The organism is Pseudomonas sp. AM4(2022) (assembly GCF_036346515.1).
In the GTDB taxonomy this organism is placed as follows: Bacteria; Pseudomonadota; Gammaproteobacteria; order Pseudomonadales; family Pseudomonadaceae; genus Aquipseudomonas; species Aquipseudomonas paracarnis.
In genome coordinates this window covers 391,263-408,929 of record NZ_JAOTNW010000002.1, presented here as the reverse complement: position 1 = coordinate 408,929, position 17,667 = coordinate 391,263, and the positions used below count along the sequence as shown (strand labels likewise).

Here is a 17,667-nt window from a genome sequence, read left to right as displayed (position 1 = left end):
GATCGTGTGTGGTGCGCAAAGCCGGCATTCTAACCGGCGTTGACCAAGTCCGCGTAACGGTCGCAGTCCTGAGTGTGGTCCATGACCATGCCCGAGGCCTGCATGAAGGCGTAGCAAATGGTCGGCCCGACGAAGGTGAATCCGGCCTTTTTCAAGGCTTTGCTCATGGCTTCGGCTTCGGGCGTAATCGCCGGGACGTCGCTGCGATCCTTGAAGTGGTTGACCTTGGGTTTGCCGCCGACAAACGACCACAGCAACCCCACCGGATCTTCCAGCGCCAGCCAGGCCGCGGCGTTGCGCCGGGTGGCATTGAGCTTCAAGCGATTGCGCACGATGCCCGGGTCCTGCATCAGCACCTCGATTTCTTCATCGCTCAATTGCGCCAGACGTTGCGCGTCAAAGCCGAACAACACCTTTCGATAATGCTCGCGTTTGCGTAAAACGGTGATCCAGGACAGGCCTGCCTGGAACCCTTCGAGCAAAAGCAACTCGAACAAACCCTGCGCATCGCGCAGCGGCGTTCCCCACTCTTGATCGTGATAAGCCATGTACAGCGGATCTTCAGAACACCAAAAGCAGCGTGGCATAAGGCTCCAGGGAGTGGTGGCGGGGCCGAATCGGGTATACTCCCGCTCTTTAAATCGCAGCCCAAGTAACAGGTGAATTTCGTGAGCCAGCCTACGCCAGCCGTGCGTACCTTCCAAGACTTGATCCTCGCCCTCCAGCAATACTGGGCCGAGCAAGGTTGTGTGGTACTTCAGCCCTACGATATGGAAGTAGGCGCCGGCACTTTCCACACCGCTACATTCCTGCGGGCCATCGGCCCGGAAACCTGGAACGCCGCTTATGTACAGCCCAGTCGCCGCCCGACTGACGGCCGCTACGGCGAAAACCCGAACCGTCTGCAGCACTACTACCAGTTCCAGGTGGTATTGAAGCCCAACCCGGACAACTTCCAGGAACTGTACCTGGGCTCGCTCAAGCATGTGGGCCTGGACCCACTGGTGCACGATATCCGTTTCGTCGAAGACAACTGGGAATCGCCAACCCTGGGCGCCTGGGGCCTGGGCTGGGAAGTCTGGCTCAATGGCATGGAAGTGACGCAGTTCACTTACTTCCAGCAAGCCGGCGGCATCGAGTGCTACCCGGTCACCGGCGAGATCACCTATGGCCTGGAACGCCTGGCCATGTACCTGCAAGGCGTGGATTCGGTCTACGACCTGGTATGGGCTGATGGCCCGTTCGGCAAGGTGACCTACGGCGATGTGTTCCACCAGAACGAAGTGGAGCAGTCCACCTACAACTTCGAACACGCCAACGTCGACAAGCTGTTCGAACTGTTCGACTTCTATGAAAGCGAAGCCAAGCGCCTGATCGAACTCGACCAGCCGCTGCCGTTGCCAAGCTATGAAATGGTGTTGAAGGCCTCCCATACCTTCAACCTGCTGGATGCCCGCCGTGCCATCTCGGTAACTGCGCGCCAGCAATACATCCTGCGTGTGCGCACCCTGGCGCGTTCCGTCGCCCAAGCCTATTTGCTGGCTCGCGCCAAGCTGGGCTTCCCGATGGCAACCCCGGATTTGCGTGATGAAGTGTTGGCTAAGCTGGAGGCTGCACAATGAGTGCTCAAGATTTCCTGGTTGAACTGGGCACCGAAGAGCTGCCACCCAAGGCCCTCAATACTCTGGCCGATGCATTCCTGGCCGGTATCGAAAAAGGTCTGCAGACTGCCGGCCTGAAGTTTGAAGCCAAAAAAGTCTACGCCGCGCCGCGCCGCCTGGCTGTGCTGCTGACCGCGCTGGAAACCCAGCAGCCGGACCGCAGCATCAACCTGGACGGCCCACCGCGCCAGGCAGCTTTCGATGCCGACGGCAACCCGACACAAGCCGCCCTTGGCTTTGCCAAAAAATGTGGCGTAGAGCTGAGCGAGATCGACCAGAGCGGCCCGAAGCTGCGTTTCAGCCAGGTCATCACCGGCAAGCCGACCGCCAGCCTGTTGCCAACCATCGTTGAAGATTCCCTGAACGACCTGCCTATCCCCAAGCGCATGCGCTGGGGTGCACGCAAGGAAGAGTTCGTGCGTCCGACCCAATGGCTGGTGATGCTGCTCGGTGACCAGGTCATCGATTGCACCATCCTCGCTCAGAAGGCCGGTCGTGACTCCCGTGGTCACCGCTTCCATCATCCAGAAAGCGTGCGCATCACTTCGCCGGCCAACTACCTCAACGACCTGCGCGCTGCTTACGTGCTGGCCGACGCCAATGAGCGTCGCGAGCTGATCAGCAAGCGCACCGAAGAGCTGGCCCGCCTGCAGGAAGGCACCGCCATCGTGCCGCCAAGCCTGCTGGACGAAGTGACCGCCCTGGTGGAGTGGCCGGTGCCGCTGGTGTGCTCGTTCGAAGAGCGTTTCCTCGACGTGCCGCAAGAAGCCTTGATCACCACCATGCAGGACAACCAGAAGTACTTCTGCCTGCTGGACGTGGACGGTAAGTTGTTGCCGCGTTTTATCACCGTGGCCAACATCGAAAGCAAAGACCCACAGCAGATCATCGCCGGTAACGAAAAAGTCGTGCGCCCGCGCCTGACCGACGCCGAGTTCTTCTTCAAGCAAGACAAGAAGCAGAAGCTGGAAGACTTCAACCTGCGCCTGCAAAACGTGGTGTTCCAGGAAAAACTCGGCAGCGTCTACGACAAAGCCGTGCGGGTTTCCAAGCTGGCGGCCTACATTGCCCCACGTATCGGCGGCGACGCAGCCTGGGCCGCCCGTGCCGGCTTGCTGTCCAAGTGCGACCTGGCCACCGAGATGGTCGGCGAGTTCCCAGAGATGCAAGGCGTGGCCGGTTACTACTACGCCCTCAACGACGGCGAGCCGGATGATGTCGCCCTGGCCCTGAACGAGCAGTACATGCCGCGCGGTGCCGGTGCAGAACTGCCGAGCACCCTGACCGGTGCAGCCGTGGCCATTGCCGACAAGCTGGACACCCTCGTTGGTATCTTCGGTATCGGCATGCTGCCCACCGGCAGCAAAGACCCGTATGCCCTGCGCCGTGCGGCCTTGGGCGTGCTGCGTATCCTGATCGACAAAAAGCTGGACCTCGACCTGACCCAGGCCGTGGTATTTGCCGTCGGCCAGTTCGGCACCAAGGTCAAGCAAGCCGGCCTGGCCGAGCAAGTGCTGGAGTTCGTGTTCGACCGCCTGCGTGCGCGTTATGAAGACGAAGGCGTGGACGTTTCCGTCTACCTGTCGGTACGTGCCCTTCAACCGGGCTCGGCACTGGACTTCGACCAGCGTGTACAAGCCGTGCAAGCGTTCCGCAAGCTGCCGGAAGCCGATGCCTTGGCCGCCGTGAACAAGCGCGTGTCGAACCTGCTGAGCAAGGCCGACAACCTCGGCACTGCTGAAGTCGACCCAGGCCTGTTCGCCGATGCCAAGGAGTTCTCGCTGAACTCAGCCATCGCCAAGGCCGAGAACGCCGTGAAGCCGCTGATCGCCGAGCGTGACTACGCGCAAGCGCTGGCGCGCCTGGCGTCGTTGCGTGAGCCGGTGGATGCGTTCTTCGAAGCGGTGATGATCAATGCCGACGATGCCGGCGTACGCAAAAACCGCTACGCCATGCTCGCGCGCCTGCGTGGTTTGTTCATCAATATCGCCGACATCTCCGTACTGGGCTGACCATGTTGAAACTGCTGATTCTCGATCGGGACGGGGTGATCAACCACGACTCCGACGCTTACATCAAGTCGGTGGAGGAGTGGATCCCGCTGCCCGGTTCGATCGAGGCCATCGCGCAGTTGAGCAAAGCCGGCTGGACGGTGGCCATCGCCACCAACCAGTCCGGCATCGCCCGCGGTTACTACGACATCGCGACCCTGGAGGCCATGCATGCGCGTTTGCGCACGTTAGTGGCCGAGCAGGGCGGCGAGGTGGGGCTGGTGGTGTACTGCCCCCACGGGCCGGACGAGGGCTGCGATTGCCGCAAGCCCAAGCCCGGCATGTTGAAAATTATTGCAGAACATTACAAGGTGCCCTTGGCTGGGATATGGTTCGTCGGGGACAGCCTCGGTGACCTGGAGGCGGCCAAAGCCGTCGACTCTCAGCCAGTTTTGGTTAAAACCGGGAAAGGCGAAAAGACCCAGGCTAAAAACCTGCCGGTAGGCACCTTGATTTTTGACGATCTGGCGGCCGTTGCCGCAGAACTTATCAACAACTAGCCGCCCTCGACTTCCTGACCAAGGACTGTTCGGGAGTGCGCTTTTAACAGGCGGGCCGTGTCCCGCAACGGTAAATGCCGCCATGTCGATCTTGCAGGCCATCAGAACCTTTTTCTTTTACCTGCTGCTGGGCACCAGTTCGTTTCTCTGGTGCACCCTGAGCTTTTTTATTGCACCGTTCCTGCCCTTCAAGGCGCGCTATCGCTTCATCAACGTCTACTGGTGCCGCTGCGCGTTGTGGCTGAGCAAGGTGTTCCTGAATATTCGTTTCGAGGTCAAGGGCGCTGAAAACGTCCCTGATCAGCCGTGCGTGATTCTCTCGAACCATCAGAGCACCTGGGAGACGTTCTTCCTCTCGGCGTACTTCTCGCCGTTGAGCCAGGTGCTCAAGCGCGAGCTGCTGTACGTGCCATTCTTCGGCTGGGCCATGGCCATGTTGCGTCCGATCGCCATCGATCGGGACAACCCCAAGGCTGCGCTCAAGCATGTCGCCAAGAAGGGCGATGAGTTGCTCAAGGACGGCGTCTGGGTGCTGATCTTTCCTGAGGGCACGCGGGTCCCCTACGGCACAGTGGGCAAGTTCTCACGCGGTGGCACCGCCCTGGCGGTCAACGCCAACCTGCCTGTGCTGCCGATTGCGCATAACGCCGGCAAGTTCTGGCCCAAGACTGGCTGGGCTAAACGCCCAGGCACTATCACCGTAGTGATCGGCGAACCGATGTACGCAGAAGGCGAAGGTCCACGTGCCATCGCCGCCCTGAACGACCGCGCTGCGGCGTGGAATGAGGCGCAGCAACGGGCCATGGGTTCCCTGCCTCCGGAACCGGTGGTGGTGGAGACACCGGCCGTTTGAGCATCTGTGGATAACCTGTGCACGCTTTGTTGGCGAATTGGCTTTTTTGCCTCATAACAAGCTGATTTAATTACATATTTCTGAAGCTCATAAAATTCAGAAAAACGTGCATAAGTTTTTTCTTCATAAAAAAACCGGTCCTTGTGACCGGTTTTTTATGCACAGCAGGAAAGCCGCTTTTTCAGTCCTCCAATAGCGGCAGCAGCAGGATAAACGTCGAGCCCTTGCCCAGCTCACTTTCACACACGATGCGCCCACCGTGCCGTTCTACTACCGCCTTGACCATGGTCAGGCCCAACCCAAGACCTTCGCTGCCCTGGGCCGAATCGAAACGTCGGTATTGGTTGAACAACTCCGGTAGATCCTCAGACGCAATCCCCGGTCCCTGGTCGCTTATCCTGCATTCCAACCAACCTTGCGCACTGCCATGCCTCAACCTGACGGTTGTGCCGGACGGGGAGTATTTGATCGCGTTCTCCAGCACATTGAACAACGCCCGGGTGAGCAGCGATTGGTCGGCATAGACCATAGCCTCATCCGCCTCATCCAGGTCGTGGACCAAATGGATGCCCTTCAACTGCGCAATCACCGCCACTTGATCAAAGGCGTCCATCACCAGCATGGCAAACAGGGTGGGCTGGAACTGGTAACCGTCCGCTTCAGCCTTGGCCAATTGCACAAAGGATTCGGTCAGGCTCAAGGCTCGCCGTACCTGCTGTTCGATCTGGGTAAACACCGGGGACTCCCCGTTGTGCACGTCCAGCAGGGCGAGGATCGCTGAATGCGGTGCACGCAGGTCGTGGGAAAGGAAACGCAGCATCGTCTCGCGGTGCTGCTGGGCTTCACGCTCCTTGCTCAGGTCTGTCAGGCTCAACAACCAGCCGAGGGCGAAATCCCCTTCGGCAGGCAGCAAAGGTGCCAGTTCCATGCGCAAACTACGTTGGTGGATATCGCGAAACTCGACCAGTTCCAGCGCCGACAGGGCAGGGCGTACACCATTGTGCAGCGGGGGATAACCCAGGTCGGCGAGCTGTTCGACGAGGTTTTCGCCGACCAGGTCATTGCCGAATACTTCACGGGCCACGCGGTTGGCCAACAGGATGCTGCCCTGGGGATCGGTGATCAGCGTTGCTACCGGCAGGCACTCCAGTCCGTCAGCCATAAAGCGCCGCGTATCGCGTGTACGACTGACGGCTTGTTCAAGAGCAAAGATCCGCCCTTGCAGCACATCGCCCTTACTGGCGGGCGCGCGACGACGTTCCGGAAGCACCTTGGGTTCGTTGTCCAGGCGTGCCAGTTCCCAGCCAAAGTAGGCGAGGATTACGCTCAGGCGTCGCCAATTCCAGATCAGGTAACTCAGCAACAAACCGATCAGGCACGCTGAGGGGCTCCACCAGTGGCCCAGGCGCAATAAGGCCCATGAGCCCAGCAAAGCCACAGCCATGCCTGCCAAGGTCATCCACAGGGCGTAGCGTGGGCGCACAAGCAGAAGGCCCAACAGCAGGGCCACCAGGGACGTTGCCAGCAACGCCGCCAGCCAGCCGGGCAGATCGACAATGCTGCGGCCCTGCAACAAGCCATTCAGTACATCCGCCTGGATCTCCACCCCTGCGGTGGTACCCACGGTGGAAGAGAGCGGCGTCACAAAACGATCGGCCATGCCATAGGCTGAGGCGCCGATCAGAACCAGGCGACCCCGCAGCGACTCGGGAAGTACCTCGCCGCGCAATACGCTGACGTAAGACACATTGGGAAAATGTTCTGGTTCCGAAGTGAACGGCACACGAATCTCATGTTCCTGGTGCCAGTGCCCTCCAGTAGGCTTCTGCGGCAGGCCCGGCATTGTCTCGGCATGCTCGCTCATGGTGAATGCCAACCAGGCCAACTGAGGGAGTGTGCTGCCCGGAGGGCCTTCACGTAGATACACGCTGCGCACCACACCGTCGTTATCCGCTTCGACGTTAATATGCCCGACGCCCTTGGCGCACTTGAGCAGTGGCGATAACGGCGCTACAGGAGTCTTGGGGCTGACGCTACTGTCCCCGGCAATGGGCAGCAATACATTGCCGGCTTTGCATACGGCATCGGCCAGTCGTTGGTCGTCATTACTGTTGCCGGTCTCACTGAAGATCACATCAAACAAAATGCCCGCCGGCTGTGCGGCGTTCAGGCGTTCAATCAACTCGGCATGTACGCTGCGCGGCCAAGGCCATGGGCCAAGTGCTTCCAGGCTGGGCGCGTCGATGGTCACCAGAACGATGCGTGGATCTACCGGTAAGGGCGTGAGGCGGCGCAGGCTGTCATAGAGCGGATTATTGAGCGCTAAGCCAGCGCTCAAGGATAAGTAAGCCGTAAAGGGTAGGAGTACCAAACCGATCAGCAGCCATTCACGAACCAACCCATGGAACAAAAGCTGGGCCTGGGTAGGTTGGCGTTTCTCGGCTTTGCGCCAAAGCTTCACAGGGCTACCGCCACGAGGGGGCCAAGGCATTGATGGTCGTTAAGTAAAAATGTCATAAGCCCAGGATCCCTCTCCATGGGGTTGCGATGAAGTGCATGCGGTGTTCTGAAACCAGTGAAGCTTATTTCGGTCTCATTGGAGGACTTCCCACGACCGCGCAATGAACGATACCGCACATTGGAGCGGGCATAACGCCCCGGCGAGGCGATCGGCACCGACCCTTTTCCGGAACGACAGGAGCCGGTATCTTCTTTGAGGTTCGTAGTGGATTGAGTTTACGGCGCTTTCAGCGTATCGAGAGATCCAGGCACTGTAGAATCCGTCCATAATTATTCAGATTCATCGGCCGGCATTTGTACAGCATGTGCCCCCCATTCAAGCTCTCGTATTTTTGTAGGAAGGACCCCGCCCATGCGTGTCGCAATACTGGATGACGAACCCGCAGAATTGCGACGGGTGGAACAGACACTGCGACAGATTCCCGGTCCGGCTGAACAGCCCTGGTCCCTGCATTTTTTTGAACGGGGCGAAGACCTGCTGCGCCAGCTACGTCGGGAAACCTTTGACCTGCTGATCCTCGACTGGCAACTGCCGGATATCTCCGGGATAGCGTTATTGCGCTGGACCCGCGAGCACATGGAGTCGCCTCCCGCCGTTATCATGCTCACCAGTCGCGATGCCGAAAGCGACATCGTGACGGCGTTGAACAGCGGGGCGGACGACTATGTCAGCAAGCCGTTTCGGCCCAACGAACTCAAAGCCCGAGTCAGCGCCGTCCTGCGGCGCCACGGTTTGCAGAAGTCGAATACGCAGGAAGTGCAGAGCTTTAACGATCTGACATTCGACGATGCAGAACTGACCGTCACCCGCGCAGGTAAACCCATCAACCTCACAGAACGGGAATACCGCCTGGCAAGTTGTCTATTTGCCAACCTGGCCCGGCCGTTGTCTCGCGAGTACCTGTATGAGCGGTTCTGGAGCCACGAAGAAATGGTCTCGTCGCGGCCGCTGGACACGCATATCTACCGCCTGCGTAACAAGCTAGGGCTGACCGCGGATCGCGGTTGGCAGCTGCTGACGATCTACGGTTACGGGTATCGATTGGAAAGTGTGACACCCGCTGTGGAAAGTTAGATATGCCGATGTTCCACGTGGAGCATTTAAAAATGCGGGACTGCAGATGTCTAGTCCTGAAATAGGTTTACACCTGTTACAGTCTCAAAACGCCCGATGCACCGCATCGGGCGTTTTGTATTTCAGGGACAAATGAGGTCGCTTACGGTTATAGATTTCTATCGACTCCTCAACCATGCGCTTGGCTTGGGCAAGGTCTTTGGGACGGTGTAAAAGGAATTCTGTTTTCAAAATCCCATTCACTCGTTCCGCTAGAGCATTCTGGTAGCAGTCGTAGCCATCAGTCATCGAACACCTGACGCCATGCTTGGCATGTAGCTTTTGGTAGAGATCAGAGCAGTATTGCGAGCCCCGATCGGAGTGATGTACCAGCGGCTGATTGGTTCTTCGGTGTCGAAGAGCTTTCGTCATCGCCCGGATGACTGACTCGGTATGCAGGCTTTCATGCACATGATGGCCGACTATTTTGCGCGAGAACACATCAGTGACCAGACTTACGTAAGCGACGCTTTGCTCGGTCGGTAAATAGGTTATATCCGCCACCCAGACCTGTTCCGGGCCGGTGGCAGTGACCTGGTCAGGGCCGGGCTTGAGCCGATTCGGATGTCGACGGAAGCGATGATGACTGTCGGTAGTCTTGTGATAAGCGCGTTTGCGTGGGACCAGTTGGCGATGATCCCGCAAAATGTCGAACAAACGATCTCGGCCTACCGTTTGCGTCAGTTCAGGTTCGGATTGCATCAGGCTATGCAGCTTGCGGGTGCCCAATCGGGGCATTTCAAGGCGTGTCTCCAGCACAAACCCCAGCACCTTTTGCGCGTGGCTAGCTTGCGCGTCGTAAGCTCGATTGCGCTTGTAATACGCCTGCCGTGAGATGCCCAGAAACTGGCAAGCCCTGGTAACACTCAGGCCTTCGATTTGCCCTTGGTTGAGGACTTGCCGGATCGCTTTTTTACGACAGAAACACCGTAATCGTTCTTCAGCACGTCAACGACAGCTTCAAAAAATTGGGCTTTCTGGTTGGCAAGGGCCAGCTTTTCTTCCAGCTCCTTGATTCGCTGCTCTGGTGTCAGCGGCAAATTTGGCTCGGCCATCGGTCGGTTCCTCTGGGCACGAATGGAGGCGCCTTGGCTCCAGTCCTGCCGTCCATGCTTGCGTAACCACACCAACACAGTCGACCGGCCCTGAATCCCATAACGCCGTTGAGCCTCTTTATAACTCAGTTCGCCCTTTTCAACTTGATCGACGACTGCCAATTTAAAGCCCAGTGTGTAATCACGCTGACTGCGCCTTTTTCCTGATTCCATTGGTTCCTCCTGAGGATAGGTCAGAAGGTGTAAACCTTATTCAGGACGAGACAAGACCAACAAAAAAGGCCAACGCTAAGCGTTGGCCTTTTGTTTTTAGCAGATGTACCTGATCAGAAGTCCAGGTTAGACACCGCCAAGGCATTGCTCTCGATGAAGTCACGACGAGGCTCGACCGCATCACCCATCAGGGTGTTGAAGATCTGGTCTGCGCCAATGGCGTCTTCGATGGTCACGCGCAGCATGCGGCGCTGAGCAGGGTCCATGGTAGTTTCCCACAGCTGATCCGGGTTCATCTCGCCCAGACCTTTATAGCGCTGGATGGTATGACGCTTGGTGCTTTCCGCCATCAACCAGTCCAAGGCTTCTTTGAACTCCTTGACCTGCTTCTTGCGTTCGCCACGCTGGATGTAAGCACCGTCGTCCAGCAGGGTGCTCAGTTGCGCGCCGAGGGTGACTACGGTCTTGTAGTCGTTGCTGCCGAAGAAGTCGCGGTTAAAGGTGACGTAATTGGACAGGCCGTGGGAGATCAGTTCGACCTCTGGCAGCCATACGTTACGTTCGCGGTCTTCACGCAGGCTAGCTTTGTACACCAGGCCAGACTTCTCCACAGTACGCAGACGCACTTCGTATTGGGCCAGCCAATCCTGCATGGCGGCGTGATCGCCCAACTGCTCCAGGCTCACGGCCGGCAGGTAGATGAAGTGCTCGGTCAGCTCCTGAGGGTACAGGCGCGACAAGCGCTTGAGCGTCTTCATGACCATACGGAAGTCGTTGACCAGGCGCTCCAGCGACTCACCCGAGATACCCGGCGCTTCGTCATTCAAGTGCAGGCTGGCATCTTCCAGGGCCGACTGCGTCATGTACTCTTCCATGGCGTCGTCGTCTTTGATGTATTGCTCTTGCTTGCCCTTTTTCACTTTGTACAACGGCGGCTGGGCGATGTAGATATAGCCACGCTCGATCAGCTCCGGCAACTGACGGAAGAAGAAGGTCAGCAGCAGGGTACGGATGTGCGAACCGTCGACGTCAGCATCGGTCATGATGATGATGTTGTGGTAACGCAGCTTGTCGATGTTGTACTCATCGCGGCCAATACCGCAGCCCAATGCCGTGATCAAGGTGCCGACTTCCTGAGAGGAAATCATCTTGTCGAAGCGCGCCTTCTCAACGTTGAGGATCTTGCCCTTCAACGGCAGGATGGCCTGGGTGCGACGGTTACGACCCTGCTTGGCAGAACCGCCAGCGGAGTCACCTTCCACCAGGTACAGTTCGGAGAGGGCAGGGTCCTTCTCCTGGCAGTCAGCCAGTTTGCCAGGCAAACCGGCAATATCCAGCGCGCCTTTACGACGGGTCATCTCACGGGCCTTACGTGCGGCTTCACGAGCACGTGCAGCATCGATCATCTTGCCGACAACCAGCTTGGCTTCGTTCGGGTTTTCCAACAGGAAGTCGGAGAAGTACTTACCCATTTCCTGTTCAACCGCGGTCTTCACTTCGGAAGACACCAGCTTGTCTTTGGTCTGGGAGCTGAACTTCGGATCCGGAACCTTGACCGAGATGATCGCCGTCAGGCCTTCACGGGCATCGTCACCGGTGGTGGCGACTTTATGTTTCTTCGCCAAGCCTTCGGCTTCGATGTAGGTGTTCAGGTTACGCGTCAGCGCGGAGCGGAAACCCACCAAGTGAGTACCGCCATCGCGTTGTGGAATGTTGTTGGTAAAGCACAGCAAGTTTTCGTTGAAGCTGTCGTTCCACTGCAGGGCGATTTCCACGCCGATGCCGTCTTCACGCTGGATGTTGAAGTGGAACACCTGGTTGACCGCAGTCTTGTTGGTGTTCAGGTATTCAACAAAAGCACGCAGGCCGCCTTCGTACTTGAACAACTCTTCCTTGCCGCTGCGCTCATCCTTGAGGACGATGCCAACACCGGAGTTAAGGAAAGACAGTTCGCGAATCCGCTTGGCCAGGATGTCCCAGCTGAAGTGGATATTTTTGAAGGTCTCAGCCGATGGCTTGAAGTGGATCTGGGTACCGGTGGTTTCACTGTCACCAACGATTTTCATCGGTTCCTGTGGCACACCGTGGACGTAAGTCTGTTCCCAGATCTTGCCGCTACGGCGAACGGTGAGAATCAACTCTTCGGACAGAGCGTTCACCACCGACACACCTACACCGTGCAAACCGCCGGATACTTTATAGGAGTTGTCGTCGAATTTACCGCCGGCGTGGAGCACGGTCATGATGACCTCTGCCGCCGAAACGCCTTCTTCTTTGTGTACGTCTACCGGGATGCCACGACCGTTGTCACGCACGGTAATGGACTCATCCGGGTGGATGATAATGCTGATGTCGTCGCAGTGACCGGCCAGAGCTTCGTCGATGGAGTTATCGACCACCTCAAACACCATGTGGTGCAGACCGCTACCATCATCGGTGTCGCCAATGTACATACCGGGACGTTTGCGTACGGCATCCAAACCTTTCAGCACTTTAATGCTGGTCGAGTCGTACGTGTTTTCTTCGCTCATGCCTTCACTCCCGATGGTCGTGGGTCTGGGTGATACGGCCTTGTTCCACGTGGAACAAAGCGACTGGCGTTTCCGTCTGCCAGCCTTCCCTCAATAATTCGTGGTCTACACAGGTGATAAACACCTGGCAGCGTAAGTCTTCCAACAAGCGGCATAGCGAGCGGCGGTGCTGCTCGTCGAGTTCCGACGGCAAGTCATCCACCAAATAAATACACTGACCGCGCCGAGCTTGGCTAACCAAGTGACCTTGCGCGATACGCAACGCACAGACCACCAACTTCTGCTGGCCGCGGGACAAGATATCCGCAGCATTGTGTGCACCTAATCTAAGGCGCAAATCAGCGCGCTGGGGGCCGGCCTGGGTGTGTCCGATTTGCTGATCCCGTTGCAAGGACGTTGCAAGCACTGCACTCAGCTCACGTTCTTTGTCCCAACCCCGGTAATAACTCAGCGTAAGCCCCTCGAGGTCCAATAACTCGCTCAAGGTCTGCTCAAAGACTGGTTTCAAGGCTTTGATATAGGCGCGGCGGTATTCATCTATTTCGTCGCTGGCCAGGCACAGTTCACGGTCCCAGGCTGCTTGCGAAGCGGCGTCAAGTGTACCATGCCGCAGCCATGAGTTCCGCTGCCGCAGGGCCTTCTGCAGGCGTTGCCAAGTGGCCATGAAACGTGGTTCCACGTGGAACACGCCCCAGTCGAGGAATTGCCGACGGATTTTCGGGGCCCCCTCCAACAATCGAAAGCTGTCGGGGTTGATCAGTTGCAACGGCAGGATCTCTGCCAGTTGCGCTGCGCTGCGCGCATTTTGCCCGTCGATTCGGATCTGAAATTCCCCACCCCGATCACGCGATATCCCCAGGCTGCTATGACCGCCCTCAGCCAGTTCCACTTGGCCAAATACGGTACAGGCCAATTGTTCGTACTGAATCACGGGTAACAAACGGGCACTGCGGAAGGAACGCGCAAGCCCCAGCAGATGGATGGCTTCCAGCACACTGGTTTTGCCACTGCCGTTGGCGCCATGGAGGATATTGATGCGGGGAGAAGGGGAGAAGGTCACCGGGTGCAGATTGCGCACCGCGGTGACTGAGACACGACTGAGGGACATCTAGCTTCTGCTGAGCATGATTACAGGCGCATCGGCATGACAACGTAAGCCGAGTCGTCGTTGTCGGATTCTTGCACCAGGGCGCTGCTGTTGGAGTCCGACAGGATCAGACGAACCTGTTCGGTGGTCATAACACCCAGCACGTCCAACAGGTAGCTCACGTTAAAGCCGATTTCCAGCGATGCGCCGTTGTAGTCGACACCCACTTCTTCTTCCGCCTCTTCCTGTTCCGGGTTGTTGGCCTGGATTTTCAGTTGGCCGTTGGCCAGCTGCAGGCGAATACCACGGTACTTTTCGTTGGACAGAATCGCGGTACGGCTAAAAGCTTCACGCAGAGCCTGACGATCACCGACCACCAACTTGTCGCCACCCTTGGGCAATACACGCTCGTAGTCCGGGAACTTGCCGTCGACCAGCTTGGAGGTGAAAGTGAACTCGCCGGTGGTCGCGCGAATGTGGTGCTGGCCCAACACGATGCTGACGTTGCCGTCCGGCTCGGTGAGCAAGCGCGCCAGTTCAAGGATACCTTTGCGTGGAACGATCACCTGGTGACGATCCGGCTGACCGATATCGGCACGCATCGAGCACATCGCCAGACGGTGACCGTCGGTGGCGACGGCGCGGATGATGCCTTCCGATACTTCCAGCAACATACCGTTGAGGTAGTAACGCACGTCCTGCTGGGCCATGGCGAAGCTGGTGCGCTCGATCAAACGACGCAGCTTGCTTTGCTCCAGGCTGCATGTCAGCGAGCCCGGGCCTTCTTCCACGGTAGGGAAATCATTGGCCGGCAAGGTCGACAGGGTGAAACGGCTGCGGCCTGCCTTGACCACCAACTTCTGCTCATCCACCTTGATGTCGACCAGCGCATCGTTAGGCAGGCTTTTGCAGATATCCATCAGCTTGCGCGCTGGCACGGTGATCTCGCCCGGTTCGGCGGGCTCTTCGAGCTGGACGCGACCCACCAGTTCGACTTCCAGGTCGGTACCGGTCAAGGACAACTGTTGGCCCTCGACCACCAGTAATACGTTGGAAAGCACCGGCAAGGTCTGTCGGCGCTCGACGACGCCTGCGACCAGTTGCAGGGGTTTCAACAGGGCTTCGCGTTGAATGGTGAAATGCATGGTCTAGTCCCTTGCCTTAATAAGCTGCGCTGGTGTCATCACGTAGTCAGTGTACGCAGCAGGTTCTTGTAGTCCTCGCGAATATCCGCGTCGGATTCCTTAAGTTCATTGATCTTGCGGCATGCGTGCAAGACCGTGGTGTGGTCGCGTCCGCCAAACACATCACCGATTTCCGGCAGGCTGTGGTTGGTCAACTCCTTGGAGAGGGCCATGGCAACCTGGCGTGGACGTGCGACCGAGCGCGAACGGCGCTTGGAGAGCAGGTCGGAAATCTTGATCTTGTAGTACTCGGCCACGGTGCGCTGGATGTTATCCACACTCACCAGCTTGTCCTGCAAGGCCAACAAGTCTTTCAAGGACTCGCGAATCAGCTCGATGGTGATATCGCGGCCCATGAAGTGCGAGTGAGCGATGACCCGCTTGAGCGCGCCTTCCAGCTCACGCACGTTGGAACGGATGCGTTGGGCGATGAAGAACGCAGCATCGTGCGGCAGATCGACTTTAGCCTGATCGGCCTTCTTCATCAGGATCGCAACGCGGGTTTCCAGCTCCGGTGGCTCGACTGCAACGGTCAGGCCCCAGCCGAAACGCGACTTCAGACGTTCTTCCAGGCCTTCGATTTCCTTCGGGTAACGGTCACTGGTCAAGATGACCTGCTGGCCACCTTCGAGCAGGGCGTTAAAGGTGTGGAAGAACTCTTCCTGGGAACGTTCCTTACGGGCGAAGAACTGAATGTCATCGATCAACAAGGCATCAACGGAGCGGTAGAAACGCTTGAACTCGTTGATGGCGTTGAGCTGCAAGGCCTTGACCATGTCAGCCACGAAGCGCTCCGAATGCAGGTAAACCACCTTGGCATTCGGGTTCTTCTTTAATAGGTGGTTACCGACGGCATGCATCAAGTGCGTCTTACCCAAGCCCACGCCGCCATACAGGAAAAGCGGGTTGTAACCATGCTTGGGGTTATCGGCGACCTGCCAGGCGGCCGCTCGGGCCAGCTGGTTGGACTTGCCTTCGACAAAATTCTCGAAGGTAAACGTGCGGTTCAGGTAACTGGTGTGCTTTAGCGCGCCTTCTACCTGCACAGTACGCTGCTCGGAGCGCACAGGCGCCTGCTGGGAGCTGGCACCGGCCATCGGGTCGAAGCTGTCGCGGGACGGCTCCTCATTCTCTGGCGCATTTTTGCGCGACGACGGCTTGGACGGCGCAGCTGTCGGTGCAGGTGCAGTGGCGACAGGCGCCACTGCGGACTGGGCTTGCGACGCGGCGGCGGCCAATGGCGCATTCGGCGCGGCGCGGGGAGCTGAGCTGCGCTTGCTGCCTATTAATAAGGAGAGAGCAGGCGCCAGACCGTTGCCATGTTCGTCGAGCAATTCGAGAACACGGCCCAGGTACTTCTCGTTGACCCAGTCGAGGACAAAACGATTGGGCGCATAGACGCGCAACTCGTCGCCTTCGGCTTCGACCTGTAGCGGACGGATCCAGGTGTTGAATTGCTGGGCAGGCAGCTCATCGCGCAAAAGCTCCACGCACTGCTGCCAAAGTTCCACTGACACGGATATCCCCTAAGTTGAAAGCCGGTGAGGCAAAAACAGCCGCCATTGTAGCGGCCAGCCGTCCACTTATCCACATGTAGGTTGCTCACAGGCCACCCAAAATCAATGCCTTAACCGCTAAAAAGGCGACCAGTGGTCTGTGTATAAGCTCTGTGGATAAACCCACCTAAGCTCGTTGTACAAGTGGGGTCGAAAGTCTGTGGGTAACCAGCCTGTGGATAACTAGCTGTTCCACACACAGCTTATCCGATAGCGCAGCACAGGCAGACCACCGCTTCTCCCCCGTGTTGTCATTCTCTGTACAACACGTAGAACAAGGGCTAAAGGTAGTTATCCACAGATGATTGCGCCCCTAGCTTTTATAAGCTTTACAGAAAAGCTTTAAATAACTTCCTTCTTTATTTTTATATCTATGGCATGGCGGATGGAAGCCAAACGTGGAGAAGGGCGTCACGACCCCCTCGACATCTAATTAAAGGAAAAGCTGGTTGGAAATTGACCTAGAGGCTTGCTTTCTCTAGAATCGCCGGTCTCTTAAAACGGGGGCCATTCCGGCCCGTTGTGGACAAACCAGGTAACAACGCCATGAAACGTACTTTCCAACCAAGCACCATCAAACGCGCCCGTACTCACGGCTTCCGTGCTCGCATGGCTACCAAGAACGGCCGTGCTGTCCTGTCGCGTCGCCGCGCCAAAGGTCGTGCGCGTCTGGCAGTTTGATAATCCGGTACTGGTGGTGAGTCAGGACTTCAGTCGGGAAAAGCGTCTGCTAACCCCCCGGCATTTCAAGGCAGTCTTTGACTCCCCCACCGGCAAGGTTCCGGGGAAAAATCTCCTGCTCCTTGCGCGTAACAACGATCTTGATCACCCCCGTCTCGGGCTGGTGATCGGCAAGAAGAGCGTAAAGCTCTCCGTTGAGCGCAATCGCCTCAAGCGTCTGATGCGCGAATCGTTTCGCCTCCACCAGGACACTCTGGTTGGTTGGGATATTGTTATCGTCGCGCGCAAAGGCTTGGGTGATGTAGAAAACCCCGAATTGATTCAGCATTTCGGCAAGCTCTGGAAACGTTTGGCGCGTACCCACAAGCCAGCACCAGCAGTCAGCACCGAAACTGTAGGGGTAGACAGCCTTGATGCGTAAACTGGCAATCGTTCCGATCCAGTTTTATCGCTATGCCATTAGTCCTCTGATGGCCAGTCACTGTCGTTTCTACCCCAGTTGTTCCTGCTACGCGTTAGAGGCCATAGAAAATCATGGTCTTCTGCGCGGTGGCTGGCTGACCTTTCGTCGTTTAGGTCGCTGTCATCCGTGGAATCCCGGTGGTTATGACCCGGTTCCACCTATCCCTACCTCCCGTTCTTCTTCGATGGCCGAGTAATC

Annotated in this window: 15 protein-coding genes; 8 read left to right on the top strand and 7 right to left on the bottom strand. The window is 57.6% G+C overall.

Features of this window, described 5'->3' with window-relative positions:
* Positions 1 to 29: 29 nt before the first annotated feature.
* Positions 30 to 587 carry a DNA-3-methyladenine glycosylase I gene (locus ODQ19_RS04180; protein WP_003187266.1) on the bottom strand — a complete coding sequence of 186 codons (558 nt, stop codon included), beginning with the start codon at positions 585 to 587 and terminating at the stop codon, positions 30 to 32.
* Between the two features lie 81 nt (positions 588 to 668).
* Between ODQ19_RS04180 and glyQ the strand changes: the two genes are divergently transcribed.
* The 4 genes from glyQ (at position 669) to ODQ19_RS04160 (ending at position 5,065) form a co-directional block, all read left to right on the top strand.
* Positions 669 to 1,622, top strand: coding sequence for a glycine--tRNA ligase subunit alpha (glyQ, locus tag ODQ19_RS04175; RefSeq protein WP_003187265.1), 954 nt, complete (start codon positions 669 to 671; stop codon positions 1,620 to 1,622).
* Complete coding sequence (gene glyS / locus ODQ19_RS04170; protein WP_003187261.1) at positions 1,619 to 3,673, top strand: glycine--tRNA ligase subunit beta; 2,055 nt, start codon at positions 1,619 to 1,621, stop codon at positions 3,671 to 3,673. Before glyQ ends, glyS begins: the two co-directional genes overlap by 4 nt.
* A gap of 2 nt (positions 3,674 to 3,675) precedes the next feature.
* Entirely contained in the window at positions 3,676 to 4,212 is a 537-nt protein-coding gene (gmhB, locus tag ODQ19_RS04165; protein ID WP_165861595.1) for a D-glycero-beta-D-manno-heptose 1,7-bisphosphate 7-phosphatase, read from the top strand.
* 82 nt (positions 4,213 to 4,294) lie between these two features.
* The gene (locus ODQ19_RS04160; protein WP_003187258.1) at positions 4,295 to 5,065 is read left to right on the top strand and encodes a lysophospholipid acyltransferase family protein; all 771 of its coding nucleotides are present in this window, start codon (positions 4,295 to 4,297) and stop codon (positions 5,063 to 5,065) included.
* 181 nt (positions 5,066 to 5,246) lie between these two features.
* Here ODQ19_RS04160 and ODQ19_RS04155 read toward each other — a convergent pair whose 3' ends face one another.
* Positions 5,247 to 7,526 carry a CHASE2 domain-containing protein gene (locus tag ODQ19_RS04155; protein WP_330209438.1) on the bottom strand — a complete coding sequence of 760 codons (2,280 nt, stop codon included), beginning with the start codon at positions 7,524 to 7,526 and terminating at the stop codon, positions 5,247 to 5,249.
* A gap of 411 nt (positions 7,527 to 7,937) precedes the next feature.
* Here ODQ19_RS04155 and ODQ19_RS04150 point away from each other — a divergent pair, with 411 nt between their 5' ends.
* A complete protein-coding gene (locus ODQ19_RS04150) occupies positions 7,938 to 8,660 on the top strand; it encodes a response regulator transcription factor (protein ID WP_116665572.1) in 723 nt (240 codons plus the stop codon).
* Positions 8,661 to 8,744: 84 nt separating this feature from the next.
* On the opposite strand, the gene ODQ19_RS04145 is transcribed toward ODQ19_RS04150, so the two are convergent.
* The 5 genes from ODQ19_RS04145 to dnaA all read right to left on the bottom strand — a co-directional run bounded on the left by ODQ19_RS04145 (position 8,745) and on the right by dnaA (position 16,286).
* A protein-coding gene (locus ODQ19_RS04145; RefSeq protein ID WP_330209401.1) for an IS3 family transposase occupies positions 8,745 to 9,967 on the bottom strand; the annotation gives its coding sequence in 2 pieces (ribosomal slippage) (positions 8,745 to 9,616 and positions 9,616 to 9,967; 1,224 coding nt in all).
* A gap of 113 nt (positions 9,968 to 10,080) precedes the next feature.
* Positions 10,081 to 12,498: a DNA topoisomerase (ATP-hydrolyzing) subunit B gene (gene gyrB, locus ODQ19_RS04140; protein WP_017528682.1), complete on the bottom strand. Its 2,418-nt coding sequence runs from the start codon at positions 12,496 to 12,498 to the stop codon at positions 10,081 to 10,083.
* 4 nt (positions 12,499 to 12,502) lie between these two features.
* On the bottom strand, positions 12,503 to 13,606 hold the full coding sequence (recF, locus tag ODQ19_RS04135) for a DNA replication/repair protein RecF (RefSeq protein ID WP_003187251.1): 1,104 nt from the start codon (positions 13,604 to 13,606) through the stop codon (positions 12,503 to 12,505).
* A gap of 20 nt (positions 13,607 to 13,626) precedes the next feature.
* The gene (dnaN, locus tag ODQ19_RS04130; RefSeq protein ID WP_330209400.1) at positions 13,627 to 14,730 is read right to left on the bottom strand and encodes a DNA polymerase III subunit beta; all 1,104 of its coding nucleotides are present in this window, start codon (positions 14,728 to 14,730) and stop codon (positions 13,627 to 13,629) included.
* 38 nt (positions 14,731 to 14,768) lie between these two features.
* The gene (dnaA, locus tag ODQ19_RS04125; RefSeq protein WP_330209399.1) at positions 14,769 to 16,286 is read right to left on the bottom strand and encodes a chromosomal replication initiator protein DnaA; all 1,518 of its coding nucleotides are present in this window, start codon (positions 16,284 to 16,286) and stop codon (positions 14,769 to 14,771) included.
* Between the two features lie 585 nt (positions 16,287 to 16,871).
* Between dnaA and rpmH the strand changes: the two genes are divergently transcribed.
* From rpmH to yidD, 3 genes are read left to right on the top strand one after another with little or no spacing between them, the layout of a single operon-like run.
* Positions 16,872 to 17,006, top strand: coding sequence for a 50S ribosomal protein L34 (gene rpmH / locus ODQ19_RS04120; RefSeq protein WP_003213577.1), 135 nt, complete (start codon positions 16,872 to 16,874; stop codon positions 17,004 to 17,006).
* Between the two features lie 13 nt (positions 17,007 to 17,019).
* Positions 17,020 to 17,427, top strand: a complete 408-nt coding sequence (gene rnpA, locus ODQ19_RS04115) for a ribonuclease P protein component (protein ID WP_020302575.1) — start codon at positions 17,020 to 17,022, stop codon at positions 17,425 to 17,427.
* Entirely contained in the window at positions 17,420 to 17,665 is a 246-nt protein-coding gene (gene yidD, locus ODQ19_RS04110; protein ID WP_019816912.1) for a membrane protein insertion efficiency factor YidD, read from the top strand. The genes rnpA and yidD overlap by 8 nt, the downstream gene beginning before the upstream one ends.
* Positions 17,666 to 17,667 lie beyond the last annotated feature (2 nt).